Origin of the sequence: Salmonella sp. SAL4457 (genome assembly GCF_046548235.1) — a bacterium.
In the GTDB taxonomy this organism is placed as follows: domain Bacteria; phylum Pseudomonadota; class Gammaproteobacteria; order Enterobacterales; family Enterobacteriaceae; genus Salmonella; species Salmonella enterica.
Genome location: NZ_JBGDZO010000002.1, coordinates 494212 through 520145, shown reverse-complemented (window position 1 = coordinate 520145; position 25934 = coordinate 494212). Strand labels below are relative to the sequence as shown.

Below are 25934 nucleotides of genomic sequence, written 5' to 3'. Positions count from 1 at the left end.
AACTTAACGACTGCGTTTATCTGATGCAGTTATTAAACCCCGACGGTGGTTAGTGAACATTCAAAAAACGCCCAATGAATACATCGCTACTGCTTTACGCGGCTCAATGCCGTACCTCGTTTTCTTGTGGCTGAATAACGTCTTTGCCCGCGTTTTCTACCTCTTCCAGCCAAACCAGAAGACGTAAAACTTCATCAATTTCTTCCAGACTCACCAGATCATAACGGCGATGGGTTTTGAAAAGACTGCGCGCCAGTTTGATATCGACGATCACAGGTACGCCAACCTTCTCCGCATAGGCGCGGACGGCCAGTGCGCGCTGATTCGTTTCATACACCGAGATCATCGGAATCGGCATCAATTCGGGTTTAAAATAAATCCCGATCGTAATATGCGTGGGGTTGGCAACAATCAGGCGTGAGTTTTCAATATCAGATTTCACCTGTTCAGACAGAATTTCCATATGAACTTCACGTCTTTTAGATTTAACCTCTGGGTTCCCTTCCTGCTCCTTCATTTCACGCTTCACTTCTTCCTTATCCATTTTCATATCTTTCATGGTCAGGAAATATTCCGCAATAGCATCCAATAATAAGACAATCAATGCGCAAGCAAGGCAAGTTAATACCAATGCGAGGAGAAGTTCACGCCAAATGACGGCAATACCTACAATATTGCCATTTAGCTGAGAAAAGATTTCAACCTTATATTTCTTCCAGCAAATGATGGCGGCCACCACAAAGGATGAGAGATACAGTAGGGTTTTGACCGTATCTTTAACCGTGCGCATACTAAAAAGTTTTTTTGCCCCTTCTACCGGGTTTAACGCCGATAAATTAGGCTTTAATGCTTCTGTCGCCAGCACAAAACCGGCCTGTAATAACGCCGGTAATGCGGAACACACTAAGCAGAGCAGCATAAATGGAATCAGATATTTTAACCCTATCCCAAAAACGGCCAAACTGTAGTCAGCCATGCTCTGATCAAAATTATCCGCAATAATGATCTTAATTATCCCCATAAACTCATTAAATGAGCCATACGACACCAGATAGGCAATTCCTCCCAGCGTCAGGCAGGCGATAATGAGATCTTTACTTTTAAATGACTGGCCTTTTTTAGCGGAGTCTTCCAGCCGTTTTTTAGTCGGTTTTTCTGTTTTATTCGAGGACATGCGTCGCCCCTCGCTCGTAAAACCAACTGCTTAACCCTGTGGCCTGGAAAGAGAGTCGCAGTACATTGTCCGGTAGTACCGGAGAGAAATAAAGCAGCATAATTAAAACGGCAATGCCGCTTTTTACCGTCAGTGAAATCGCAAAAGCGTTCATTTGCGGAGCAAAGCGCGACAATAAACCCAGGAATACTTCTGACAGCAACAGCACTAATACCACCGGGCTGGCCAGAACCAACGCGTTTTGAGCCACCTGATTAATAAACGTTAATAGCGGCGGTAATGAAGGCGTGCACTCGTTCATCGGATCGCATAGCTGATAGCTTTTATTTAACACGTCAACCATCGTGACCAGACCGCCGTTTTGTAAATAAACGACAGCGGCAAACATATTCAGGAAATTAGCCATTTCCGAGGTATCAATACCGTTTGCCGGATCGATACTGCTACTTAGCGTTGCCCCTCGCTGGTTATCGATAATACAACCCAGCGCATGCATAACCCAAAAAGGCCATGACAGCAGACAGCCCAGCATGACGCCTACCGCCGCTTCTTGCAGAACTAACGGGATCATCGCCACCGATAAAAACGGCGGCGCCTCGTTCAATGCATGCGGCCATACTCCCAATGCCACCAGGATGATAATGGCGTTTCTCGGCGCGCCGCTTAATACCCCGCTATTCAAAAACGGCAGGAAGAAAAAAATCGGCGCCACGCGAGCAAACCCTAGCGCCGCAGACGCAACCAGGTGATGAATTTCAAAGTACAACGCGTAAAACATTTTTTACCCCTTAGCCAACGCCAGGAATATCACCTGACGCCCGTAAGAGAGTAAAACTTCGCCATACCAGCCAGACAGTAAAAACAAGCATAAACACACGCCAAGTAATTTAATGCCAAAAGGCAGCGTCTGTTCCTGTAATTGCGTTACCGTCTGGAATAACCCTACCAGGAGGCCGATAATCGTTGCGACAATCGTCGGCCACCCTGACAGGATCAAAACAAGATAGAGCGCCTTATTACCTGCAAACACTAAATCATCCATTTAACTATCCCGTCTCGTAATGATGTCATGTTGCAATGTCCATATACTGTAATATCAATCCCTTAGACAGTAAGGTCCAGCCATCAAGCGCGACAAAAAGCACCAGCTTAATAGGTGTAGATATCGTCACCGGACTCATCATCATCATCCCCAGCGCCAGTAGCACGCTGGATACCACCAGGTCGACGACAACAAAGGGCAAATAGAGATAAAAACCAATTTTAAACGCGCTTTTTATTTCGCTCAGCGCATAAGCAGGTAATAACGCAAATATTGATGGTTTTTCAATTTCATCTTTGTCACGCTTTACCGTCTCGGTCTCTTCTCCATACTGACGCTTCAGTTGCGCGTTTTCAAAAAACTGAACTAACTCGCGATCTGAATATTTGATCAGATAATCGCGATAACCATCCAGGCCTTCATCAACGTGTTTACTTAATGACGAAATATCATTAAAGGTGACATCTTCGTCCTCAAAATAGACGTAGGCATCATGCATTATGGGCCACATAACAAACATAGAAAGCAGCAATGCGACGCCGTTAAGCGTCATATTTGAAGGTATCTGCTGCAATCCCAGGGCGTTACGCACCATGACAAATACAATAGAAAATTTAACGAAACAGGTTCCTGACGCAATAATAAATGGCAACAGGGTGGAAAATGCCAGTAAGGCAATTAATGAGATATCATTCCCCATTACCAGACTCGCTCAGCCATTCATGGATCTCAACGCCTAAGGTGTCATTCATCTGTACCAGTTCGCCATTACCCAGCAAAACACCATTCGCCATAATTTCAACGTTAAGTTCAGCATTGGTCGGCAGTGATAATAGCTGTTGCTGCCCCATGGCTTCGAGTTCGGCGAGGGTAACGTTCTTACGATACAAAACAAATTCCAGTTTGACGGGCAATTGATTCAAGCCAGGCAGAGTTTCTGCAGTTTCAGTTGTATTATTTTCTTCTTCGATATGTTGAATATCTAACGTTTCCACAATAATTCCCCCTTCAACACGGTTGAAATGACCTAACTTTTTCGCGTAGCAATAAACTTCCGCACGGGAAGTACGAATCAGGAGTACATCTCCGATCCCGATTCGGCCCAGCAACGAACGCTGCGTATCACTGCTACCGATTACAAAGCGCAACGGCCAACGCAGCATTTTCGGCCTGCCGCCCCCGACTGCAGGCAGTTCAGGAAGATATTCAAACCACAGGCCGCCCCGATCGCTCATAATGTGCAACAATTTCCCTTCCGGCAGCGCGCTTCCCGGCACGGGGTTCTCTACGCATAAACGCCGACAGGACAAATGCGGCACGGGCAACTCAAACGGTCGCTCTGTTGCAGCAAGCCAGGGAACGACCAGGTGCTCAGCGCCAGCAGAAACCGCCGCCCCCGCCAGAGCGGGAGAGACATGCTCAAGCCAGTCCCCAGGTTTAATCCAGGCCGACCACCGTTTTTCTGCATCGCTCAACCGAACCCACATTCCCTGTCGCGTCGGATATTCCAGCGTCGCTTCCCGGCCATGGCGCTGGCATTCTGTCGCGGTTTGCGCCAATAGCCATTCGCGACGATCAATCTGTCTCACACGCAATGACATCAGGCGTCATCCTCCTCGCCAGATTGCTGTCTGTGCTGTTGCTGCTGCGGATTTTGTTGATCGTCTCGCGTCAGGTGCCAGCGCTGGGGATTACCGTTTTGCCATTGATCATGCAAACGATGTTCAACCTGCGTATTTGACGGTATTAACGAAAACTCCCCTGCTTGCCGCGCCTGAATATTGACGGAATAGTCATTTCCCCAGCGCTGAAAACGGTAAGTCAGCGAGCTATCCTCTCCTTTCACGCCATCGGCAGTGGGAAAAATAGTCATCATCGGCTTTGATTGCGCCGCTAAAGGCATTTTTTCATCGCCGCCGGTTAATTGGCTAAGATCGGCGATAGTGGTTGGTTGCAGCGGAAGCTGAGAAACATCTTTAACCTTTTTATGATCTTTATCTTCAGGCTTACCGGTATTGGCTGCGGCCATTCGGGCAGGTGCGACATCCCGCGCCAGCGGCGCGCCCTCTTTACGAACGCCTTCGCCCGCGATGGCTTTATTATCCCCAGGCAATGCCTTGATATTATCGTCAGAGATTCCCGTGGCGTTATCGGTTACTTCACTAACGGATTCCACGGCTTTTAAATCAGCAGATAATTTTTTACCGCTTACGCTTTCTAACGGCCTATTTTTAGACGATAGCAACGCTGCGGATTTATCTACTTTGGCCTCCGCAGAAATCAAACCGACAGATTTTTCAGCAGTGACTTTCAACAGTTTTTCAGCAATCCTGAGTTCGCCTTTTCCGTTATGATGCAGACCAGAAACGTTGCCATTGTGATGTTCTGATTTCGCTGGCGCGCCATGTCGCCATGCCGCCAGTAATACCGGTAAAGCCGTTTCTTTATGCATTACGAAAGCATCGCCATAGTCGCGATCTTTTTTATCACCGGAATATTCTGTCTTATGTTTTTCCACCGCTTTTTTTAATGCTTCTGATAAACCGCCAACCTCATCCTGCTGCGGCAATAAAATGTTCCCGGATGAACTGACAGCTGACACATCGCCCATTAAATTATCTCCTATGACTCGGCCTCTTCCTGCTGTATCTCTCGCTGGATATAGTGTCTTTTCTGACGGATTATCCAGCGTTGATAGTTCCCTTCTTTGCGCAACCAATATTTACTTTTTTTCTGAAACTCTTCCCTTTTCTTTTCCAGCTCGCTCCGTTTTTCCTGAATTTGTATAATCTGGAGTTCTAAATCTTTTATCTGCCGGCGAACAATAGACTGCTTACGTAATAACGTATAAATTTCCTCACGACTGAGCTGTCTGTTTTCTGCACGCAGCGTATCTAATAACAATTTCAGACCCGCTATTTGTTCAAGGATCGCCTCCTCCTCGGCCTGCAGCCCGCGGTCCTCATCCTGATAGCGAAGTAATATCGACTCACACTGTGAATGAAATACCGTACAGCGCCGCTGCAATACTTTAATTCTGGTCAGCGAATGCATTCATACCGCTCAACGTGTCATCAAAGGATGAATACTGCGCTACCGGCTGGCATAACCAGGCTTTCAGGCTATCCCGCATCTGCATCGCCCGATCGTTATCGATATTTTCGCCAGGACGATATTCTCCCAAATCAATGAAAAGCTGGAGCTCTTCCAGACGCGTCATTAATTTACGCACGGCAGATGCCTGTTCAGCATGTGTCGGCGTCGTGACTTGTCCAAAAACGCGGCTTACGCTTTTCAGTACATCGATTGCCGGGTAATGTCCCTGCCCGGCCAGCTTTCTGCTCAGATACAGGTGACCGTCAAGGATAGAGCGAATTTCATCCGCCATCGGGTCCGCCTCTTCCTCGCTTTCCAGCAGTACTGTATAAAAGGCAGTAATGCTTCCCTCGCTGGTCGCCCCGGGGCGTTCCAGCAAGCGGGGCAAATTATCGAATACGGAGGCGGGATAACCTCGACGGGCCGGACGCTCGCCCGACGCCAGTGCCACGTCTCGCAAAGCACGCGCATAACGGGTCATGGAATCGATAAAAAGCACGACCCGTTTTCCCTGGTCGCGAAAATATTCCGCTACGGTTGTCGCCAGTTGCGCCGCATTGCAGCGATCGACCGAGGGGAAATCGGAAGTGGCAAAAACCAGCACGCATTTTTCTTTCTTATGCGAAGCGCGCAACATATCCACGAATTCAGTGACCTCACGGCCTCGTTCACCGATAAGACCGATAACAAAGACATCCGCCTCCGTTTGCTCGATCAGCATATGCATCAGCATGGTCTTACCGCATCCTGCGGAGGCAAAAATGCCCATTCGCTGGCCTACGCCACAGGTCAATAACCCGTCAATCGCGCGCACACCGGTAATCAGCGGTTCACGGACGCCAACGCGTGAAGCGTAAGACGGCGGTGCGACATCAATAACGCGTTCTTCGCTAATCGGCGCCACTTCAGGGGTAAAACGCTCAACGATTTTCCCTGTCGGATCCAACACCGCGCCTAATACCGAGTATCCCACCCACGCCGATAACGCACGTCCAGTGGGATAAAGCACGACATCGCGGCTCAGCCCCTGGGCATTGCCGATAAGGCTCAGCACGGTGCGTTCCCGCTGTAAGCCAACCACCTGCGCACGTGCAACAACCTGTTTTTGGTGCCAGCCACGGCGTATTTCACACAGTTCGCCAATGGCTACATCGCGCAATTCCGCCTCAATAATTGGGCCGGTTATTTTTTGTGGGTAGGCCAGATATTGCAGTAAACGAGGTGTTTTCATCTCATTAGCGACCGACTAAAAACTTCCAGATAGTTGTAAAACCCATTCAAGGCAGTAGAGAACTTTTCACCGTCAGATAAAAAATCCGGATGCACTAAGGCTTTAAGCGTTAGCTCCCCATTCTGCTCCCCCAGTAGTAATTGCCCGCCGCGGGCAAAATGGCATCCTTCCATTATGGTCATTAAGATTTCATAAGCCCGCTGTTGTAATACCACCATGCTGTCAGCACCCAATTGCGCCCAGATCCATACATCATCGTCCTTGACGCTGATACAGATACTTGGCAATGCAAATAAATCCAGAACAATTGTTGAATGGCTATCTATTCCTCCGATGAGTGAAGGATCGCAACCACTTACTTCCAGTGCGGAACGAACTAATTCAGCGATATCCAAATGTTGCATAGATCTTTTCCTTAATTAAGCCCTTATATTGTTTTTATAACATTCACTGACTTGCTATCTGCTATCTCACCGAAAGATAAAACCTCCAGATCCGGAAAACGACCTTCAATCATTTTCTTAATAAATCGACGGACATCGACAGACGTAAGGAGGACAAGATCTTTATGTGCAATCAATAAATCATCCAACTTAAGTGTAATGAGATCCATCAAATTAGCGGAGGCTTCCGGGTCAAGGCTGAGGAAGGTACTGCCAGAGGTCTGACGGATCCCTTTGCGAATAACATCCTCAACTTCAGCAGATACCATTACTGCTCGTAATTCGCCGCCATTGGCGAATTTATGGCAAATATAACGCGCCATTGCCCCACGAATATGCTCCACAAGGTTAATGACATCTTTTTCTCTTGGCGCCCACAATGCGAGCGCTTCCATAATTAATTTCATATTACGCACGGAAACACGTTCGCTTAACAAACGCTGCAAAACTTCAGATATACGTTGTACCGTGGCATGTCTGAGCACTTCTTTAAGTAAATCAGGAAATTTCGCTTCCAGTTGGTCCAGCATATGTTTTGTTTCCTGAATACCGAAATATTCATTGACGTTGCGCGCCAGCGTCACCGCCAGACAGTGGTAAAGCTCATCAAGCGCGTTCCGCAACACATAGCCAAGCTCCCGGAGTTTCTCCCCCTCTTCATGCGTTACCCAGAAATACTGGCTGCTACCTTGCTGATAGATTGTTGGATTAATGCCAAAGGAAACAACTTCATCGGAATAATTTACCACTCGCATCAAATCAAAATAGACCGTAAATTGTTCAACACGGATCTCATTAATCAACAATACGATGCTGTTATCGTCCAGGCCCTCGCCATCGCGTAACAATACTTCCGGCAGGCGCACGCCATAATCAATAAAGAACTGACTACGTAGACGCTCCGCAAGTTGAGCTTTTTCCAGATCTTCACGCCGGCTCTTCGGCACAAGTAATATCAACGGTACGGTCTCTGTAGAGACTTTATCGAGATCGCCAATCAGTCCTAACGACGACCCTTCTTTTTCCTCAATACTGAGCGGCTGCTCGCCTTTGCTGGTTTTAGGTTTGGCGGCACTACGTTTTGCTTCACGGAATTTAAAATAGAAGAGTACGCTTAAAACCACCGATAAAATAACAAAAACCGGCAGCGGGAATCCCGGCAGAGTTCCCATTGAAATGGTCAAAATAGCCGTAACAACCAATACAAATGGGTTGTTCAACAGCTGCGTCATGATATTCCGCCCCATATTATCGCTATCGCCATTTACGCGAGTCACGATAAAACCGGCACTAATCGCAATCAACAATGCGGGGATCTGGGCGACAAGACCATCACCAATGGTCAGCATGGTATAAGTAGACAGGGCGGAGGACAAATCCATACCATGGCGGGTCATCCCCACCGAAATACCGCCAATAAAGTTCACAAAGATAATAATGATGCCGGCAATAGCGTCACCTTTGATAAACTTCATCGCACCGTCAAAGGAACCGTAAAGCTGGCTTTCCCTTTCCAGTACGCTTCGCCGTTCGCGCGCAGCATCCGCATCAATAATACCGGCCTTCAAATCGGCATCAATACTCATCTGTTTACCGGGCATACCATCCAGAGAAAATCGGGCCGCGACTTCCGCGACACGTTCTGAACCTTTGGTAATAACGATAAACTGGACCACGGTGACAATAGAGAAGACAACAAAACCCACCGCCAGGCTATCGCCAATAACGAATTGCCCGAACGTGGCGATAATTTCACCGGCATCGGCTTCAATCAAGATAAGACGACTGGTACTGATCGATAATGCCAGACGAAAGAGCGTGGTAATTAACAGTACCGCAGGAAACGTTGAAAAACTGAGGATTCTGTCAATGTAGAACGACCCCATAAACACCAATATCGCCAGTACGATATTCAGTGCGATCAGGAAATCAACCAGATAGGTAGGTAATGGAATGACGAACATAGAAATGATCATCACCATTAGTACCAGAATCAGTAATTCAGGTCGTAAACGAGCACTGTTAAGTAGAGAAAGCAGCACTATAGGTATCCTGTTAATATTAAATTAAGACAGCTTTTCAATAGTACGACGCTGTTCTGCCATTTCATGCTTGTAGGCAATATCGGTCATACTACGTAACGCCATTAACAATTCTTCCTGCCAATATTCTTCATAAAAGAGTGAAGAGGGTATGGCTTTACATACTTGATAAAATATCTGCAAAAAGGATGCATGTTCTTTATGACTAAGCAATAACGCATTCAAACCTATAATATCGGCTAACAGCGAATCCACTTCATGTGGCTGTTGCAATAGCGAAAGCATCAGTAGTAACCACGACGACTCCTCCGCATTAAACGCTTTGGTAAACGAATACGACAACAATGTACTCACAAACAGTAGGTCAGCGGAGCGCAACATTTTAAGTTGCGTCAGGCGTCGTAAAAGCTGGCCAAACTCCAGGCGCGAACAACTGGCGTCATTCGCGTCAATATCGGTTAATAGCGAACCCTCAATAAAATCCAGTACCACCAGTCGACGTTGATAGCCATAACTGGCTATCCAGTCAGAGTAAATCTCCACTTCATGTGATTCACTCTGGATAAATTGCCGATAGCTGGCGCGCAATAAGCCTGGTTTTAACGATAATGTTTTCCCAAAAAGCCGGGCCTTCAACGCACAATTAATCCCTGCCTTGAGGGTCTTCGGATCGGTTTGCTCTTCAACGTGCTTAAGTAACGACTCCAGCTTTTTCCGCACGATCTCTTCCAGGTCTTTACGACGAAGCAATTCGCGTAACACAAGGACTAAATCACTGGGGTCAGGAAATAAGCTACGCGCCTGACGTAAAAAATCTTCTAACGCGCCGCCATGTACGCTAATTAGCTTTAAGATTTGCTTCGCCTTCGGTAAAGCCTCATCCTCCAGCACGCGTTCAAAACTGTTAGATAAATTACTGGATTTTTTTTCATAATCGCGACGGTTACGAAATTGCGCCAGCGCCGCTGACATTTCGTCCGTCGACTGGACAAATTTTTGTACTTCCGCCCCTGGAGACGAATCCTCTGCGGCCTGTTGTATTTCCGCCTGTTGCGCATCAGTATGCTGGGTCGCATCCTGATGAGATGTCTGCCGGGACAATATTCTGGAAAATGAAATACCGGAGGTTGAGCCAGGAATCATTTAATTGCCTCCTGACCTCTATCCAGATAAACACGAACCCATTTCTGTAACTTATCGTCCCCACTCCAGGCACCGCTTTGCTTCAGAATATTGTTTACCGATTCGCTGGCATCCGGCGTTAACGGGTCGACAATTTCTTTTGGTTCAATCATGAACACACGAACAACATTACTTTTATTCTTACTGGAATAACGGAACAGGCTACCAATAAGCGGTAATTTGCCTAAAAACGGAATACTTTGGACAGTATCGGTATTTGCATCCCGTGTATAACCCCCGACCAGCAAACTTTTTCCGTGCGGCACTCTCGCAATAGTGCTAATTAACGTTCGCCCGACTTCGGGTAACGCATCTACGGAGGTGGTAGTATCAGATTGCGGCGTCTTATCGTTGCCATCTTCAATGTCCAGCGACATTTCTATCTGACCATCTGCGGAAAAACGGGGCAGCACTCGGATCATTGTTCCGTATGTTACATGCTCAAGCGCCACATTACGTTCCCCAATCAGCTTGGTGTAAAACGTTCTGTTGTTATCAAAAATAGCGGGAACATTTTCCTGAGTCAGTAATACCGGGCGCGAAACCACCGTCGCCTGTTTCTTCTCTTCTAACGCATTTACCGCGGCGATGAATCGACTGCCATCGAGGGTACTTATTGAAGACTGGTTTAATGACACGCCAAGTTTGTCCCCAATAGTAATGCTGCCGCTCCATGAAGTGCCCAAACGCTCCAGATCGCTTTTATTAAGATCGACAATCCACAGGGATAATTCTACGTGACGTTTGGCGACATCCAGCGCTTTAACCAGCATTTCGATAAAATGCACCTGCTCAGCCGTTCCTTTTACTAACAAACTGTTGGTATCCGGATAGGCCACGATTTTAATATTGCCCGCCGCGGCGTTTTGCTTTAAAGCTTCCTGCAGACTCATGCCACCGGCATAATTTGCTGCTTTACCTTTTTCTCCATTCGCTGAAAACGCTGGCATCGCCGGGGGTTCGCTACTGACAATATTACCTAAGGGTTGTTCCTCTCCCTGCAATAACCTTTCAATGGCCGTGGCAATACCGGGGATAACCATTTTCTGATCGCGCAGATTGTAGGTACGATCGCCCACGAAGGTATTATTCAGACGCATCACCCCTATTTTCTGGCGTCCCAGCTCAATACCATCGTTTTGCTTGTCCATCATGGTGGCGGCGTTGACCACCATATCAACATAAACGGGTGGCCCTGAAACATAGAATGTTCCTTTACGGTTATCGCCACGTAGCGGATAATTTTTGTTATATAAGCCTGAGCGTTTTAGAAAATTGTTGAACTCATTGAGTGAGACGTTGCGTAAAGAAACCACGGCATTGCGCATTTCACTGGCGTCATAAATATAGATAGCCTGCCCATCGAAATACCAAATCAGCCCCAGTTGTAGGGAAAGCTTCTCCAGTAATGCGTTAGGATCGTGAAACTCAAAGTTGCCCGTAATTTTTTTTCGTGCCGCCATTTTGCTAACAATGACAGGCTCCTTTAGCTGTAGCGCCATGGCATCGAAAAATGTCCGCAGGCTATCGTCTTTCGCAACAAACCCACTTCCCGTTACAGGTATTTTTTCACTAGAATAACCAGGTGCAACCAGAACAAGCGCGGCACATGCCAGCACTCTGGCCAAAAGAATATGTGTCTTCATTTGTCTGCCAATTGAATAATATTTGATAATTTCCGCGGCGAAACGCCGATCAGCTCTTTGATCTCACTAGAAAAATGTGAAGGCGATGAGTAACCATGATTAACGGCTAATTGGGTGATGTTCTCGTGGCCTTCTACACTATTCAGCAGCGATTGCGCCATACGCCAGTTTCGTAATTCACTCTTCGCTTTTCCGCCCAACGCTCTGCTGCACAAACGACGAAAATGGGTATAAGAAACGCCATAGTCTTCTCCCAGCATTCTCATCGTGTTGCCGCTGGTTGACTGAGCGAGTAAATAGCCAACCAACCAGTAACTCTCGCTTTTTCGTAACAGCGCCAGTACCTTATTGAAGGCCGGAGAAGGCGTAATAATTTGCTGCAAAAACCAGTACTCGCAGCGTTTACGATCTTGCCAAATAGCGCGAAACTCAGGACTCAGCAAAACCCATTTATCGGATTCAGCATATGTCGTGTCCACTAATCCTGCGCCATCGATAAATGCCAGTAATTTGCTGAGTACTTCAATTTTTAACGGTCGAAAAACCAGGTCTCCTGATACTGGTGCGACAACAGCCTGCTCGCAAAAAAGCAGCGCGCCTTCCTGAATCAGGCAGTTTTCATTGTGTCGGCCTTCAGAAAATGACATATGCAGCTTTTGCGCGGAACACGTCTGTATAAACCATGCTTCCGGGCTGCGGATTTTCCGCTTCTCTCCTTCTTTAAGTACTTCCTGCGTATTTAGCATAGTTGTCAGCACCAGTTAAAAATCATTTTAATATGTAAACAATACCGGGAGCGGGTGGCAAAATCCTGATGCAATCATTATGAAACTGATGCCACCCGCTAATTAAATTAGCCAACTTGCACAGCGCTCGCTGATTTAAAATAGAAAATCAGCTCATAGTATATAAATTCTGGCTTATTGTTCTGCAGCCGCAAAAATTCAGATATTGTCATCGGGATGGAGAATTAATTATTTATATCAGGAGTTTTTTTTGCTAGCATTCCTGAAACGCATTCGCCCCCTTATAACTATTGTCAGATAACGTTCTGACGGTTGTGTAAAAACATGGCGCCTCATTCTTCTGTAGTTGGAGTTAATATGAAAAAATTTTATAGCTGTCTTCCTGTCTTTTTACTGATCGGCTGTGCTCAGGTGCCCCTCCCTTCCTCCGTGAGCAAACCGGTACAGCAACCTGGCGCTCAGAAAGAGCAACTGGCCAACGCAAATAGTATTGATGAGTGTCAGTCTCTTCCGTATGTGCCGTCAGACCTTGCGAAGAATAAATCATTATCAAACCAGAACGCTGATAATTCCGCATCAAAAAATAGCGCAATCAGCTCAAGCATTTTTTGCGAAAAATATAAACAAACCAAAGAACAGGCGCTCACCTTCTTCCAGGAACATCCACAATACATGCGTTCGAAAGAAGATGAAGAGCAACTCATGACCGAATTTAAAAAAGTTTTGCTTGAACCCGGAAGTAAGAATTTAAGCATATATCAGACGTTACTTGCTGCCCATGAAAGACTGCAAGCCTTATAAGGCCATATCACCGTTGGCTGAACTCATCATGATATAATTAAGACCATATTTTGCATTGCCACTTAATATCAATATAATTATTATAGCTATGGTCACTTTTACGGTTGGCCATTTGTCTCTTACGTTGCATTTATCAATCTGCTTTTTGATACAGCAGCACCTCGCTGCTGCTTTTTTTATTGGCGATAAAGAACTGTCTTCCAGACTCGGGAAAATAGCCGAAACTTATACTGACAAACTATCGTCTCGTATATCGCGGTAAACTGACATCCCCCTCTTGCCCCACATGTTGGCATTCTTACGATACCCCATCCACTTTTCGCGGATAACGTTCTTTTTACCCGTGACAGCGTATTGACGACCAGGCTAGTATAGCGGCAGAAACGTCCCGATGCCTGGAATGAATGGCAAACAGTCTATAAGGTGATTGAATGGATACGACAGAAGAACTAAACGGAACCTACTTCTACCACGGACAATCGAACCTGTCAGCAGGTGAACTATTTGATGTAATTTTCCTTGAGCAATTTTGTGATGAACTTGGGATTGGCATTGAGTCAGGTGCTGCTATCCTCGCCGGGCAACCGTGGTTAAAAACCAGAACGAAACCGGGAGAGGCAATCAAAGGGACAAGTGTTATCTCCAGGTATGGGAGAATGCTTTTACGAAATGCACGAACTCCTTTTGGTATTAGAGTTCCTACACCCGTTGGTATAAGAATGCGAAAAACAAATAATCTTGCCGCAGTCATAGCACGATATGTTCCATGGTTAGGTTGGGTTGGTCTTGTGAATTCAATTTACCAGGTATCAAGGAGAACTCAGGCAAAATACAACCTAATAGCACGCCCTAAAGATCGTATACAATGGACATCCTTTTGATGGACACAATTCAGCAAGAGGTGTTAGCACTCTTCCGTGAAGAGATTCCCGGATATTTAGACAGCAATTGGAAAGAAATCCCATTAGAACTTGATTCTGATTTATTTGAAGCTCCAGGCGATGACCTGCATGAAGCTTTGGATAAATTTGAAAAAAAATTTAATGTAGATTTATCACAAGTTAAATGGTCGTGTTATTTCCCTTGGGAGAATACTCCACTGCTTACACGATGGTTTAAATTAAAACGGGAAGATGTAGAACGAACTCGTAAGCCTTTAACAATCAGAATGTTTTCTGAATCAGCGAAAGCTGGGAAATGGCTTTATGATTAATGAAAAATATGTCGAATTAATCAGGAGCTAATTACTATGAATTTTGTTAATCGATTAAAATTAAAAGTAGTAAATTTCATATACTTTTCAAATTAAAATAATGTGTTGTATCTACCTTTCGACCACCAGTAACTCTGACGCCATCCGTTTTAAATTGACCATTTGGTTCTGGTGGTATATCGCGAGTAGATATTTCTGAAGTACTTGACTATTCACTCTTTTTTAGCCTGCATGTATGGTGGCGACGATGCTGTTACATAGGTACCGGTATATTACCAAATTGATTCTGCCAGATATCCCGCCTCACGTAGAGCATTCATAATTTTATTCGCTAATTCATACTGATATTCATACGAGGTATTCTCCATGGAAAATACCGTTAATTCATATTTATAATACAGCCAACCATCATTCTCATTTATCAACTTAGGATTACAGTCATAATTTATTTCTATTGTAATCATTGTATTTTCGTATCTTAAATATAATAAGTTCACTTTTATTATGTCTGGAATCCCTTGGGATAAAAAATCAATTAACTCATATTTATCCAGATCAGACTCAACAACGATTGTGAATTCAGAGTTAACTTCTTCCATTATGGAACCTCAATATATGGGCCTCTATTAAACGGTGATGATTGTTTCATTACCGATACCTGTATTTTTGTTACATCATCCGGATGAAAGTGTAGGATATATATCCTCCCATATGCCACCTTCATCACCAGGGCCTAATGCACGCCGTTGAGCCTTTGTTGATTTTTAACCTTCTGATCTTACTCAGCAATAGTGGACACGCAACTAAGTGAGTAAACGCTCAAGCAAGAGGTGACTCACATGACAAAACCAGCATCAACCACCAATAAGCCACGCAAGCAGCACACGCCTGAAAGCCCTGAAACTGGCGGAACGCATTGGGGTGGCCGCTGCCACCAGCGAGCTTAACCTGTATAAATCACAGATCTACAGCTGGCGAAACTCAGCTCTCTTCTTCTGAACGTGAGCAGGAGATGTCCGCCGCTTAGGGTTGTGTCCCTATTACGCGGGTAGGATCAATCAAGCAGTTACGGCAAAAAAGAGAATCATGAATATATTTAGCAAACTCCCTGATGATACGTAATCAGTGAGATTAAAGTAATACAATCGCGATAAACCGAAGTTAATCCCCTGTTTAAAGACAGTGAACGACCTTCTTGCCATGCCTGGACTATATCAGCCTCACATGTACACCTTGAAAGCGTACAGATATGTATTATAATTGTACATATTGTTCATAAACAGGAGGATGAAAACCATGCCTCAGATAGCTATAGAATCTAACGAAAGACTGTCGTTACGTGTATCGACGGATGCCAAAAAGTTGATAGTCCGCGCTGCGGCAATCCAGCAAACCAACCTGACGGATTTTGTGGTCAGTAACGTACTACCTGTCGCACAGAAGATTGTTGATGCCGCCGAACGGGTATATCTGACGGAGCGTGATACTCAAATGATCATGGAAATTTTAGATAACCCGCCAGCGCCGAATGAAAAGCTTCTTGCCGCTGCTTTCGCCCTGCCGGACATGAAGAAATGATGTTTACAGACTGGCATGAGGCCGCGATAGGGAAAACCCACAATCGAATGAATTTTGATTGTGGGGATGCCGATCTGAACCAATTCCTACAACGCCATGCACTACAAAATCATGAGAAAGGGACAACGAAAACCTATGTTGCGCTTGATAATTCGGATGTTACACGTATCCACGGCTTTTACTCAGTCAGTCCTGCATCACTGATATATGCACAGGTTCCCGGCGCAATCAGCAAAGGATTAGGGAGATATGATGTGCCAGTGTTTCGTCTGGGTCGTTTAGCCGTAGACAAATCTATGCAGGGGCAAGGGCTGGGAGCACAACTTTTGTTATCTGCCGGAAAGCGTTGCATACAGGCGGCTTTGCAGGTCGGCGGCGTAGCCCTGCTTATTGATGCCAAAAATAAACAGGTCTGCGACTGGTACAAAGGATTTGGCGCAGTACCATTAAACGATCAACCCCTTTCCTTGTTGCTGTCGTTTAAAACGCTTTATGCTGCTTTATCTGCATCTGGTAGGTTATGACAACATGAGGCTTTGTTGAATAATTCAGAATCGGCCAACGATAAGGATACAGGACTCCCACCGGAGCACTCGTTATACGAGCCTGACGCTGGACGGCATTGCCAACAACGTCATCCGGTTCAGCGCTTTGACCATCGCCATCGCTTCCCCCACCTGCGCACCATAGTTCCGCTGGCTCAGATGGCCGCCCAGCAAGGTTTTGATACGGAACATCGCTGTTTCCACTACTGAATGACGGTGATAGCCCACTTTCTTTTCCAGACCTCATTGCTGCCGCTCCGATGTTGATTCGCCACCGCGTGGTTACGCTCATGGTACTTGCCCGGCCAGTATCGCGCACCGCTTCGTGGCGGGATTAGCGGCCTGATTAATAACACATCATGGCAATAGCGCGTGTCATAAGCGCCGTCAGCCGAGGCTTCCCTGATTTTACGGTGAGTCTGGCTAATCAGCCCCGGCAGTGCCTGCGCATCTGTCGAGCCGCTGAGCGGGAAAGTATGCCTTTGCAATTAATCAGGAAAGTGTTGCGCGAGAAATCGTGCATCTTTCAAGCACATCGTCTACTTTAATTAACCGATTCATAAAATATATATTATCTGTTGATTTCTAGCTTGTAGGTTATTTTAATAACTGTGTATTTTAAAGAATAAAAATTAATATCACCCTACTTCTTTGTTATAATACCAGCCTCCAAAATTGTGCTATAGGAACATCATGGAATTAATTCGTTATGCTGACATCAACAGCGATCTCTATCGCCACATTTGGGTCGTTGGTGATATTCATGGATGTTACTCCTTATTGTTAACCAGACTGGCTCAATTAAATTTCTCTCCTGATACCGATCTCTTGATCTCCACTGGAGATAACATTGATCGAGGAAAAGAAAACCTTGAAACACTGAGACTGTTAAATACCCCATGGTTTATTTCTGTAGTGGGTAATCATGAAGCTATGGCGCTTGACGCTTTTGAAACACAGGATGGCAATTTCTGGTATGTAAACGGTGGTTACTGGTACGACTCGGTCACCGAAAAAGACAGGCAAGAAGCCACTGAGCTATTACTAACTTTTAAGCAGCGTCCTCACATCATAGAAGTTGAAACGTCCTCAAAGAAGTACGTGATTGCCCATGCCGATTATCCAGATGACAGCTACGATTATGGGAAGCAAGTTGATATTGATAGCGTTCTATAGTCACGCGATCGTCTGCTTGGTTCGTTACAGGGGAATATCCATCCAATACGCGGTGCGGATACTTTTATCTTCGGCCATATGATTGTTGACTACACAACAACATTCGCCAATCAAATCTACATTGACACAGGTTCTTTCTGTTCAGGCAATCTGTCTTTTTTTAAAATAAAGTAATCTGGAAATAGAATTATGTAATATACGCAACGATAGCGTTACTTTATTTTGTATTCTGAGGATATATATTCAAACATAGAATTCTATCATAGAATATTAACCCTCCCTGCATTATGGGCAATGATATAGCCTTCAATAAGTACCATTGCCCATTCGTAATAGCGTCTAAATTTCGCGTTTTTCTGCCCATTTCAGCATTAAGATCGCAGATCAAAAAACGAAGCCGTAATCCGACGCAGGTAGTTACTCGAGCGCCTGAGACGAGTAAAGATCGCACATCTCAAGATACCTATCGGAAGAAAGCGCAATAACCGTGGTGGCGAAATGGATCGGCTTGCCTTCATGCAACACAATCTTAATACCGGCGGCGGCCGGGATGAAGTTAATGCTCTGTGAATGCCAGGTGTTTTCGGCGATATTTGTCCAGGCCGCGAATTTGCCATTACAGAAGCGAATACCTTCACGACTGATGGTGACTGCCGGCTTTGCCGCGCTTAAAAATGAGCGAGCCAGGCGCACAATAAATAACAGACTGCCGCAACAAATAAGTCCCATAAAGACGGCACCGCCAGTTTTGGGCTCCTCGGGATCGGTGGCCATATTCACCGCCAGCGCAATAAAAACTCCCATCATACAAATCCAGAACACAATACCAACCAACGTTTTAGATCTGGAATAATAGATATTGAACTCCACAGGCATGTTTTGCTGGCTGGTTTTTGATACGTACAGTTCCATTGATTCATCCTTGTATAAAAATGTCGTCAGGCGGGTAAACGCTGGGAAAGAAAGTTGAGCAGCAGCGGCTCATTGACGATAGTGGAGCGGTCGATTTTGCAGATCCGGCCCGTAGCGGTGCTAATCATCAGATAGCTCATTGAACTGCCAGCCCCCTCCTCGCGCTGGGTGCGAATACTGGCGATCTGCGCATACGGCACCGCCCGGTTTTTGTGTTCAAGCCGATCCGCCAGCGCGGTCACTTTGCCGAATTTAAGACGTCCATCGGCGGCGAGGCGCGCCCCCAGCGCAGAACCGTGTCGCCGGACAAGTTCAGCAGCCAGTCGGTCGTAAATTCCGTTGCCATCGTTCCAGAAATCAAGGTAGATGACGTACTTCTTGCCGCCACTGTGGCGCAAGATGAGTTTGTCGGATTGGTGGAGCAGACGCATTGATTCAAGCGCATCGTAATGGATAACACGATGCCCGGCCTGCAACGCGGTTTCGGTTAACGTCATCCTGCGCGGCGTAAACAGAAACAGAACTGTGACGCTGAATTTCCAGATGATAAACAACAGGCCCACCAGTAGCGATATACCGGAAAGCCGATAATTCACGGTGGCTGTTGCTATGCTGAGAATAAAAAAACCGATCCCGATAGCAAACCATTTCAGCTCCGAAAGCGAAAGATGCCGGGTGTATTGACGACTTTCCATGATGGTATGGTATCCCTGATTTTACTGTCGGCGTATTACGTCAGGTTGAGTAAGGAAGCTATATCCGTTATGTTTTAGGTTATATACACTTCATCCTTCAGGCTGCCGGAGCAACTATTGTACGCTCCCGGAGATTAATGAGAGACATCCTGCCTCTCACCGAAGACCAACCACGAGCCTATACACCATTCGGTGTAAATGCCTTTCTCGGAAGTGAACGTCCAGGCGGCTACCGAACCCGAGCGTGATAATAAAGCGACTCGTTGTCATGAGCCAGTCCCTTAGCGACATTGTCCATTTTCGGATGTCGGCCTGAATTGCCAGTCACACGACCTTTTTCACTGACTCGTCCGTCGGAAACACTGTACGCTTTTGATAGCATGTTGGTTATCTATTTATCTATGCCGGAAATGCGGGTCTGGTTTTTCTTCAGCAGACGATCGAACGGGCTGAGATCTTCAGGTATTTTGAGATTTTGGCCAATGCATTAGCCAGAGCCTGCAACTGTTTTTCGTCCATAAAGCAACCAGCTTTTGATGTTGAATCGAACATATCAAAATCAGGCAATTACACAATTTTAATTACAGTCTCATTTTGAGTTCGGAAGCATCCGTTTCCCTCTTAATTTTGTTGGAATTTCTCTTTGTTGCGAGCATGGTCTGAACTAATTGCCTGGCAGCTTGCCTTGTTTCGTCAATATTTGGAAAATCGAACACATTTCCAACTTTTACTTTCAAGACAGAACTTGGCTTCCTACCCTCACTGACATTACGATCTGACGAGGCTACTCTTCGCTGGATTACGTAGGTTTTTTTCGTCAAACTGGCTTTTACCCCGAAACCAGCAGGAGCTTCTCTGTGGTCATCGAAAACAATGTAGAGTTTTTGAGCTGGATTAGCTTCGAAAACGATTTTTCCAGAGCGACTGAGTGCAGGCTTAACATTAATACTTAACTTGTTGATAATGAAAGGCTGGCTGAGAGTTGTTTTCAAAGTATCACCCCTGTTGTAGTCCAGGAATGATGAGAATGTAACCTGTCACATTTTAGGCTACAGGTGAGCTACAAATTTATGAGTTTATGTGAGTTTATAAGGGTTTTACCCGGGGCCACATGAGCACTTGAAAGAATAAAAAAACGAGTAAAATCAATATGAATGAGTCATTTGATAAGGACTTCTCCAACCACACCCCGATGATGCAGCAGTATCTCAAGCTGAAAGCCCAGCATCCGGAGATCCTGCTATTTTATCGTATGGGAGACTTTTACGAGCTGTTTTATGACGACGCAAAGCGTGCGTCGCAGTTGCTCGATATTTCGCTGACCAAACGCGGCGCATCGGCTGGCGAACCTATCCCTATGGCGGGTATCCCGCACCACGCCGTAGAAAACTACCTCGCGAAACTGGTCAATCAGGGCGAATCCGTCGCTATTTGCGAACAGATTGGCGATCCGGCCACCAGCAAAGGTCCCGTTGAACGTAAGGTCGTGCGTATCGTTACGCCTGGCACCATCAGCGATGAAGCCCTGTTACAGGAGCGTCAGGATAACCTGCTGGCGGCTATCTGGCAGGATGGTAAAGGCTACGGTTACGCCACGCTGGATATCAGCTCCGGGCGCTTTCGTCTGAGCGAACCCGCCGACCGTGAAACGATGGCCGCAGAGCTGCAGCGCACCAATCCCGCCGAACTGTTGTATGCCGAAGATTTTGCTGAAATGGCGTTAATAGAGGGACGCCGGGGTCTGCGCCGTCGCCCGTTGTGGGAGTTTGAGATTGATACCGCCCGCCAGCAGTTAAATCTGCAATTCGGTACGCGGGATCTGGTCGGTTTCGGCGTCGAAAATGCCTCGCGTGGATTATGTGCGGCAGGCTGCCTGTTACAGTACGTAAAAGATACCCAGCGCACCTCCCTGCCGCATATTCGTTCCATTACGATGGAACGCCAGCAGGACAGCATCATTATGGATGCCGCGACCCGCCGCAATCTGGAAATTACCCAGAACCTGGCCGGCGGTGTCGAAAATACCCTCGCCGCGGTGCTTGACTGTACCGTGACGCCAATGGGTAGCCGAATGCTTAAACGCTGGCTGCATATGCCGGTACGAAATACCGACATATTACGTGAACGCCAGCAGACCATCGGCGCCTTGCAGGACACCGTCAGCGAACTGCAACCGGTGCTGCGTCAGGTCGGCGATTTGGAGCGCATCCTTGCGCGTCTGGCGCTGCGCACCGCGCGTCCGCGCGATCTCGCCCGAATGCGTCACGCCTTCCAGCAGCTGCCGGAATTGCACGCTCAGCTTGAAACCGTTGACAGCGCGCCGGTACAGGCGTTGCGTAAAAAAATGGGCGATTTCGCCGAACTGCGCGACCTCCTGGAACGCGCCATTATTGACGCGCCGCCGGTACTGGTCCGCGACGGCGGCGTTATTGCGCCCGGCTACCATGAAGAGCTGGACGAATGGCGCGCGCTGGCGGACGGCGCCACCGATTATCTCGATCGTCTGGAAATTCGCGAGCGCGAGCGTACCGGGCTGGATACGCTGAAAGTCGGCTATAACGCGGTACATGGTTATTACATTCAGATTAGCCGTGGTCAAAGCCATCTGGCGCCCATCAATTACGTGCGTCGCCAGACGCTGAAAAATGCCGAACGCTACATTATTCCTGAGCTTAAAGAGTACGAAGATAAAGTTCTGACCTCGAAAGGCAAAGCGCTGGCGCTGGAAAAACAGCTATATGACGAATTGTTTGATCTGCTGTTGCCGCATCTGGCCGATTTACAGCAGAGCGCGAACGCTCTGGCGGAGCTGGATGTGCTGGTTAACCTGGCCGAACGCGCCTGGACGCTGAATTACACCTGCCCGACATTTACCGATAAACCCGGTATCCGTATTACCGAAGGCCGCCACCCGGTGGTTGAACAGGTACTGAATGAGCCGTTTATCGCCAACCCGCTCAATTTATCGCCGCAGCGCCGGATGTTGATCATTACTGGCCCCAATATGGGCGGTAAAAGTACCTATATGCGACAAACGGCATTGATTGCCCTGCTGGCCTATATCGGCAGTTACGTTCCGGCGCAAAACGTGGAAATCGGCCCCATCGACCGTATTTTTACCCGCGTCGGCGCAGCGGACGACCTGGCCTCCGGGCGTTCGACCTTTATGGTGGAGATGACCGAAACCGCGAACATTCTGCATAATGCCACGGAAAACAGTCTGGTATTGATGGATGAAATCGGGCGCGGTACCTCCACGTATGACGGGCTGTCGTTGGCCTGGGCCTGCGCGGAAAATCTCGCGAATAAGATTAAAGCGTTAACGCTGTTCGCTACCCACTACTTCGAGCTGACCCAATTACCGGAGAAAATGGAAGGCGTGGCGAACGTCCACCTGGATGCGCTGGAACACGGTGATACTATCGCGTTTATGCACAGCGTGCAGGACGGCGCGGCAAGTAAGAGCTATGGCCTGGCGGTCGCGGCGCTTGCGGGCGTCCCTAAAGAAGTCATCAAACGCGCGCGCCAAAAACTCCGCGAGCTGGAGAGCATCTCTCCCAATGCGGCGGCAACGCAGGTGGACGGCACGCAAATGTCGTTGCTTGCCGCCCCGGAGGAGACATCGCCTGCCGTTGAAGCGCTGGAGAATCTCGATCCGGACTCCCTGACGCCACGCCAGGCGCTGGAGTGGATCTATCGGCTGAAAAGTCTGGTGTAAACGTGTCGGGCCCGATAGCGCCGCGCTATCGGGTCTGCGCGCCGGAACAGGCTTTTCAGGCTGTGACTGTCGTTTCATGTAAATGACGCCAGACTATCCGTCCTCTTTCCCTTTTTAAAATGACCGTCGACCAGCGTACCGTCTCGGCCTGGCCCGGCAGTTGCTGTCGCTCACGATAACGCAGCACGGCACCTTCCGGCCACTCCGCCACAAGGTCAATGTGCTCAACCACGATAACCAGACCCGGGCGACACGCGCGCTGCGCCTGGAAAAAAGCGCCCAGCGCCGGATAATCCAGACAAACACCGCCTGGCGTTATCATCGTAAAATCAGCAGCAAAACGCGCTATCAACGCCGCCAGGCTCCCCATCCCCTTACTAAGCCAGTTCTCAATCGCCGCATGGGCGTGAATAATTTCTTCTTTATATGGATTCATGGTCTTTCCTTTTTCAGGCACAGAAGCGTCTGTCTATTGTTCAGACAGACAGCGTAAATAAGGGGCAGCAGGGTGATACCGGCGGCGGCAATAAAGGTCCAGCGATAAGCAACCTCAAGCGACATAACGCGCTGGAGCGCGTTTAACAGCAGCGTCAACAGCGCCGCGCCAAGGAAAAAGCTGATCTGACGATTAAGATTCCATAGCGCGCTGGCGTCAGGCATGTCCCGGCGAGCAATAGTCAGGAAAGCGCCACTCTGCGCGGTACTGCTGCACAAACTGCCGCCAGCGCCCATTAAGGCGAATATCATCATCAGTACACGGTGCGATGTCGCAGGCGTAACGTTAGTTAAAAGCAGTATCCCTGCGGCCTGAAGAAGACAGCCGACGATAATCAGCGGACGCGGCCCAAGCCGATTGAAGTAACGTCCGGTAAGCATAATGGCGACAAATGAAGCGATCGACCAGGGAAGCATCAGCGACCCCGCCGCCGCAGGCGATAACTGCGCAACGTTCTGTAGATAAAACATCCCGACCACGCTGATACCAATGAACATACCCGGCACGCACAGATAGACGATCATGGCAAAACGCAGCAGCCTGTCCGTCAACAACGGCAGATGGAGTAATCTTGCTGACGCCATTGTCGTCGAAGCGACGTTCAGCCAACGATAAGCGAGCAATAAAGTGAGAACGGCCACTGGCAGCGTGGCAAAGAATATCCAGCGCCAGCCGCACGTTTCCACCAGCAGCCCGCCAATCGCAGGCGAACATGCCGGCGCCAGTAGCGCCACCATCATGACAACCGATGACACGCCAGCGCGTTCATGTGGTTTAAACTGTTGCCAGGTTAACGCCTGACCAACCGGGATCAATAAGCCACCGCCCGCCCCCTGCACAATACGCCAGAAAACAAGGCTGTGTAAGGAATCGGCAAAACCTGCGGCAGCGGCGGCAACGCTAAACAGAATGAGCGAAAATATGATCAGCCGTCGTGCGCCGAGATAACGTGAAAGAAACGCGCTAAACGGAACGATCAGCGTTAATCCTGCGATATAACCGTTACTCACCCATGCCAGCGCCGATATGGACGTATGCAGATCCACGGACATCGCAGGAAAAGCAACGCTGGCAATAAACAAATTAATCAGATCAAGAAAGAAGCCGAGCAGGTAAACCACTGCCACTTTACTGCGATACGTCATTATGCATCCTCCGTCAGAGGCGCTAATGTAGCCGTCCGGAGAAAGCCAGATAAGTCCGCGCTTCAACGATATACTGTCAAAATAATTTTGACAGTAAAGGAGCTCGCCATGCTCAATTTGCAGCGTATGTCGCTGTTTATCGCCGTGGTAGATAGCGGCAGCTTCACGGCCGCCGCCGCCGCATCGGGCCAAACAAAAGCGGTAGTGAGTTTTAATATTCGGCAGCTTGAAAAAGAGCTTGGCGTAACGTTACTGCTACGTTCCACCCGACGACTGACGCTCACAGACGCCGGCGTCCTCTTTTACCAAAAAGGCGTGAATTTACTCAATGCAGCGAAAAATTTGCAGGATGAAGTGCGTGCCAGCCATAGTGGGCTGGGCGGCGAGTTACGTATTACCACTACGTCCGAGTTTGGCGAACAGGTGGTCATTCCGGTACTGGCGCAGTTTAGTCAGCGCCATCCCGATCTCCGTATTCGGCATATGTCCTCATCACATCATGCCGATTTAATTGCCGAGCGCTTTGATGTGGCGATTCGGCTTGGCTCGCTGACGGACTCCCGCTATCGCGCCGCGCTGATATCCCGCTTTACCATTCTGCCGGTCGCCGCGCCGCAGTGGCTCGCCCGCCACCCTGTGTCGTCACTGGAGTCGTTGGCCCAGGCGGAATGGATTATTCATGAGCGATTACCTACCCCGCTACGGTGGACAGTAACGAATAATCATGGCCAACGCTCACGCCTGGAGATAAGCAAAGCCGGCAAAATTTCTGTCGACAGCGCGCGCTCGCTGATGGCCTTCGCTCTCGCGGGAAGCGGCGTCGCATTACTGCCGCAATGGTTAGTCAACACCGCACTGGAGGAGGGAACGTTAATTCACGTGTTACCCGACTATCATTTTCCCCGTCAGGGCATTTATGCCGTTTACCCGGACGCCCGCCATGTATCGACAAAAGTACGCGCATTTATTGATTTTTTACGTTCGCAATGGGATTGCGGGGAGCACGCCCATCATTGTAGCCAGTCCGGGAGCATTGCGCTCCCGGACGGATAA

The 25934-nt window shown here is 47.8% G+C and carries 25 protein-coding genes and 5 pseudogenes; 9 read left to right on the top strand and 21 right to left on the bottom strand.

Annotated features, from left to right (window positions below; genetic code table 11):
• Window positions 1–103: 103 nt before the first annotated feature.
• From spaS to invF, 13 genes are read right to left on the bottom strand one after another with little or no spacing between them, the layout of a single operon-like run.
• Window positions 104–1174 carry an SPI-1 type III secretion system export apparatus protein SpaS gene (spaS, locus tag ACLJNW_RS10105; protein ID WP_000097719.1) on the bottom strand — a complete coding sequence of 357 codons (1071 nt, stop codon included), beginning with the start codon at window positions 1172–1174 and terminating at the stop codon, window positions 104–106.
• The gene (gene spaR / locus ACLJNW_RS10100) at window positions 1161–1952 is read right to left on the bottom strand and encodes an SPI-1 type III secretion system export apparatus protein SpaR (protein ID WP_000498965.1); all 792 of its coding nucleotides are present in this window, start codon (window positions 1950–1952) and stop codon (window positions 1161–1163) included. Before spaR ends, spaS begins: the two co-directional genes overlap by 14 nt.
• A 3-nt stretch (window positions 1953–1955) precedes the next feature.
• Entirely contained in the window at window positions 1956–2216 is a 261-nt protein-coding gene (spaQ, locus tag ACLJNW_RS10095) for an SPI-1 type III secretion system export apparatus protein SpaQ (protein ID WP_000342503.1), read from the bottom strand.
• A 25-nt stretch (window positions 2217–2241) separates the two neighbouring features.
• A complete protein-coding gene (spaP, locus tag ACLJNW_RS10090; RefSeq protein ID WP_000526016.1) occupies window positions 2242–2916 on the bottom strand; it encodes an SPI-1 type III secretion system export apparatus protein SpaP in 675 nt (224 codons plus the stop codon).
• Entirely contained in the window at window positions 2906–3817 is a 912-nt protein-coding gene (gene spaO / locus ACLJNW_RS10085) for an SPI-1 type III secretion system protein SpaO (protein WP_000058736.1), read from the bottom strand. The genes spaP and spaO overlap by 11 nt, the downstream gene beginning before the upstream one ends.
• Complete coding sequence (spaN, locus tag ACLJNW_RS10080; protein ID WP_001626424.1) at window positions 3817–4827, bottom strand: SPI-1 type III secretion system protein SpaN; 1011 nt, start codon at window positions 4825–4827, stop codon at window positions 3817–3819. The genes spaO and spaN overlap by 1 nt, the downstream gene beginning before the upstream one ends.
• 11 nt (window positions 4828–4838) lie before the next feature.
• Window positions 4839–5270 (bottom strand): SPI-1 type III secretion system protein SpaM, encoded by a 432-nt coding sequence (gene spaM, locus ACLJNW_RS10075; RefSeq protein WP_038804014.1) that lies wholly within the window; start codon window positions 5268–5270, stop codon window positions 4839–4841.
• Window positions 5248–6543: a SctN family type III secretion system ATPase InvC gene (invC, locus tag ACLJNW_RS10070; RefSeq protein ID WP_000856766.1), complete on the bottom strand. Its 1296-nt coding sequence runs from the start codon at window positions 6541–6543 to the stop codon at window positions 5248–5250. Before invC ends, spaM begins: the two co-directional genes overlap by 23 nt.
• Window positions 6540–6947 (bottom strand): SPI-1 type III secretion system chaperone SpaK, encoded by a 408-nt coding sequence (gene spaK / locus ACLJNW_RS10065; RefSeq protein WP_001164066.1) that lies wholly within the window; start codon window positions 6945–6947, stop codon window positions 6540–6542. Before spaK ends, invC begins: the two co-directional genes overlap by 4 nt.
• Before the next feature lie 23 nt (window positions 6948–6970).
• Window positions 6971–9028 carry a type III secretion system export apparatus protein InvA gene (invA, locus tag ACLJNW_RS10060; protein WP_000927220.1) on the bottom strand — a complete coding sequence of 686 codons (2058 nt, stop codon included), beginning with the start codon at window positions 9026–9028 and terminating at the stop codon, window positions 6971–6973.
• A gap of 24 nt (window positions 9029–9052) precedes the next feature.
• Window positions 9053–10171 (bottom strand): type III secretion system gatekeeper InvE, encoded by a 1119-nt coding sequence (gene invE, locus ACLJNW_RS10055; RefSeq protein WP_000612171.1) that lies wholly within the window; start codon window positions 10169–10171, stop codon window positions 9053–9055.
• Window positions 10168–11856, bottom strand: a complete 1689-nt coding sequence (gene invG, locus ACLJNW_RS10050; protein ID WP_000848101.1) for a type III secretion system outer membrane ring protein InvG — start codon at window positions 11854–11856, stop codon at window positions 10168–10170. Before invG ends, invE begins: the two co-directional genes overlap by 4 nt.
• Window positions 11853–12503: a type III secretion system transcriptional activator InvF gene (invF, locus tag ACLJNW_RS10045; RefSeq protein WP_001728903.1), complete on the bottom strand. Its 651-nt coding sequence runs from the start codon at window positions 12501–12503 to the stop codon at window positions 11853–11855. The genes invG and invF overlap by 4 nt, the downstream gene beginning before the upstream one ends.
• 456 nt (window positions 12504–12959) lie before the next feature.
• Between invF and invH the strand changes: the two genes are divergently transcribed.
• The 3 genes from invH to ACLJNW_RS10030 all read left to right on the top strand — a co-directional run bounded on the left by invH (window position 12960) and on the right by ACLJNW_RS10030 (window position 14616).
• On the top strand, window positions 12960–13403 hold the full coding sequence (gene invH / locus ACLJNW_RS10040; protein ID WP_000715096.1) for an SPI-1 type III secretion system invasion lipoprotein InvH: 444 nt from the start codon (window positions 12960–12962) through the stop codon (window positions 13401–13403).
• Between the two features lie 431 nt (window positions 13404–13834).
• The gene (locus ACLJNW_RS10035) at window positions 13835–14284 is read left to right on the top strand and encodes an STM2901 family protein (RefSeq protein WP_000381612.1); all 450 of its coding nucleotides are present in this window, start codon (window positions 13835–13837) and stop codon (window positions 14282–14284) included.
• Window positions 14269–14616, top strand: coding sequence for a DUF1493 family protein (locus tag ACLJNW_RS10030; protein WP_001669174.1), 348 nt, complete (start codon window positions 14269–14271; stop codon window positions 14614–14616). Before ACLJNW_RS10035 ends, ACLJNW_RS10030 begins: the two co-directional genes overlap by 16 nt.
• 272 nt (window positions 14617–14888) lie before the next feature.
• Here the strand turns inward: ACLJNW_RS10030 and ACLJNW_RS10025 are convergent, their stop codons facing one another.
• A complete protein-coding gene (locus ACLJNW_RS10025; protein ID WP_000393300.1) occupies window positions 14889–15215 on the bottom strand; it encodes a hypothetical protein in 327 nt (108 codons plus the stop codon).
• Window positions 15216–15455: 240 nt separating this feature from the next.
• On the opposite strand from ACLJNW_RS10025, the pseudogene ACLJNW_RS10020 reads away from it, so the two are divergent.
• The 3 genes and pseudogenes from ACLJNW_RS10020 to ACLJNW_RS10010 form a co-directional block, all read left to right on the top strand.
• Window positions 15456–15634: pseudogene (locus ACLJNW_RS10020) on the top strand (IS3 family transposase); the annotation flags it as partial.
• Window positions 15635–15903: 269 nt separating this feature from the next.
• Window positions 15904–16194: a DUF1778 domain-containing protein gene (locus tag ACLJNW_RS10015; RefSeq protein ID WP_000855694.1), complete on the top strand. Its 291-nt coding sequence runs from the start codon at window positions 15904–15906 to the stop codon at window positions 16192–16194.
• Window positions 16191–16718: a GNAT family N-acetyltransferase gene (locus tag ACLJNW_RS10010; RefSeq protein ID WP_000971649.1), complete on the top strand. Its 528-nt coding sequence runs from the start codon at window positions 16191–16193 to the stop codon at window positions 16716–16718. Before ACLJNW_RS10015 ends, ACLJNW_RS10010 begins: the two co-directional genes overlap by 4 nt.
• A 72-nt stretch (window positions 16719–16790) precedes the next feature.
• On the opposite strand, the pseudogene ACLJNW_RS10005 reads toward ACLJNW_RS10010, so the two are convergent.
• Window positions 16791–17206 (bottom strand): annotated as a pseudogene (locus ACLJNW_RS10005) (transposase); the annotation flags it as partial.
• Window positions 17207–17432: 226 nt separating this feature from the next.
• On the opposite strand from ACLJNW_RS10005, the pseudogene pphB reads away from it, so the two are divergent.
• Window positions 17433–18089: pseudogene (gene pphB / locus ACLJNW_RS10000) on the top strand (protein-serine/threonine phosphatase).
• Window positions 18090–18332: 243 nt separating this feature from the next.
• Here the strand turns inward: pphB and ACLJNW_RS09995 are convergent.
• The 4 genes and pseudogenes from ACLJNW_RS09995 to ACLJNW_RS09980 form a co-directional block, all read right to left on the bottom strand.
• Window positions 18333–18827 (bottom strand): hypothetical protein, encoded by a 495-nt coding sequence (locus ACLJNW_RS09995; RefSeq protein WP_020899151.1) that lies wholly within the window; start codon window positions 18825–18827, stop codon window positions 18333–18335.
• Between the two features lie 26 nt (window positions 18828–18853).
• The gene (locus ACLJNW_RS09990) at window positions 18854–19522 is read right to left on the bottom strand and encodes a hypothetical protein (RefSeq protein WP_000445914.1); all 669 of its coding nucleotides are present in this window, start codon (window positions 19520–19522) and stop codon (window positions 18854–18856) included.
• 156 nt (window positions 19523–19678) lie between these two features.
• Window positions 19679–19897, bottom strand: a pseudogene (locus ACLJNW_RS09985) (hypothetical protein); the annotation flags it as partial.
• Window positions 19898–20115: 218 nt separating this feature from the next.
• Window positions 20116–20514, bottom strand: a pseudogene (locus ACLJNW_RS09980) (cytoplasmic protein); the annotation flags it as partial.
• A gap of 158 nt (window positions 20515–20672) precedes the next feature.
• Between ACLJNW_RS09980 and mutS the strand changes: the two are divergent.
• On the top strand, window positions 20673–23240 hold the full coding sequence (gene mutS, locus ACLJNW_RS09975) for a DNA mismatch repair protein MutS (protein WP_001005807.1): 2568 nt from the start codon (window positions 20673–20675) through the stop codon (window positions 23238–23240).
• A gap of 55 nt (window positions 23241–23295) precedes the next feature.
• Here mutS and ACLJNW_RS09970 read toward each other — a convergent pair whose 3' ends face one another.
• Window positions 23296–23676 (bottom strand): DUF4440 domain-containing protein, encoded by a 381-nt coding sequence (locus tag ACLJNW_RS09970; RefSeq protein ID WP_001070470.1) that lies wholly within the window; start codon window positions 23674–23676, stop codon window positions 23296–23298.
• Complete coding sequence (locus tag ACLJNW_RS09965) at window positions 23673–24881, bottom strand: MFS transporter (protein ID WP_024154724.1); 1209 nt, start codon at window positions 24879–24881, stop codon at window positions 23673–23675. The genes ACLJNW_RS09970 and ACLJNW_RS09965 overlap by 4 nt, the downstream gene beginning before the upstream one ends.
• 87 nt (window positions 24882–24968) lie before the next feature.
• Here ACLJNW_RS09965 and ACLJNW_RS09960 point away from each other — a divergent pair, with 87 nt between their 5' ends.
• On the top strand, window positions 24969–25934 hold the full coding sequence (locus ACLJNW_RS09960; RefSeq protein WP_072202259.1) for a LysR family transcriptional regulator: 966 nt from the start codon (window positions 24969–24971) through the stop codon (window positions 25932–25934).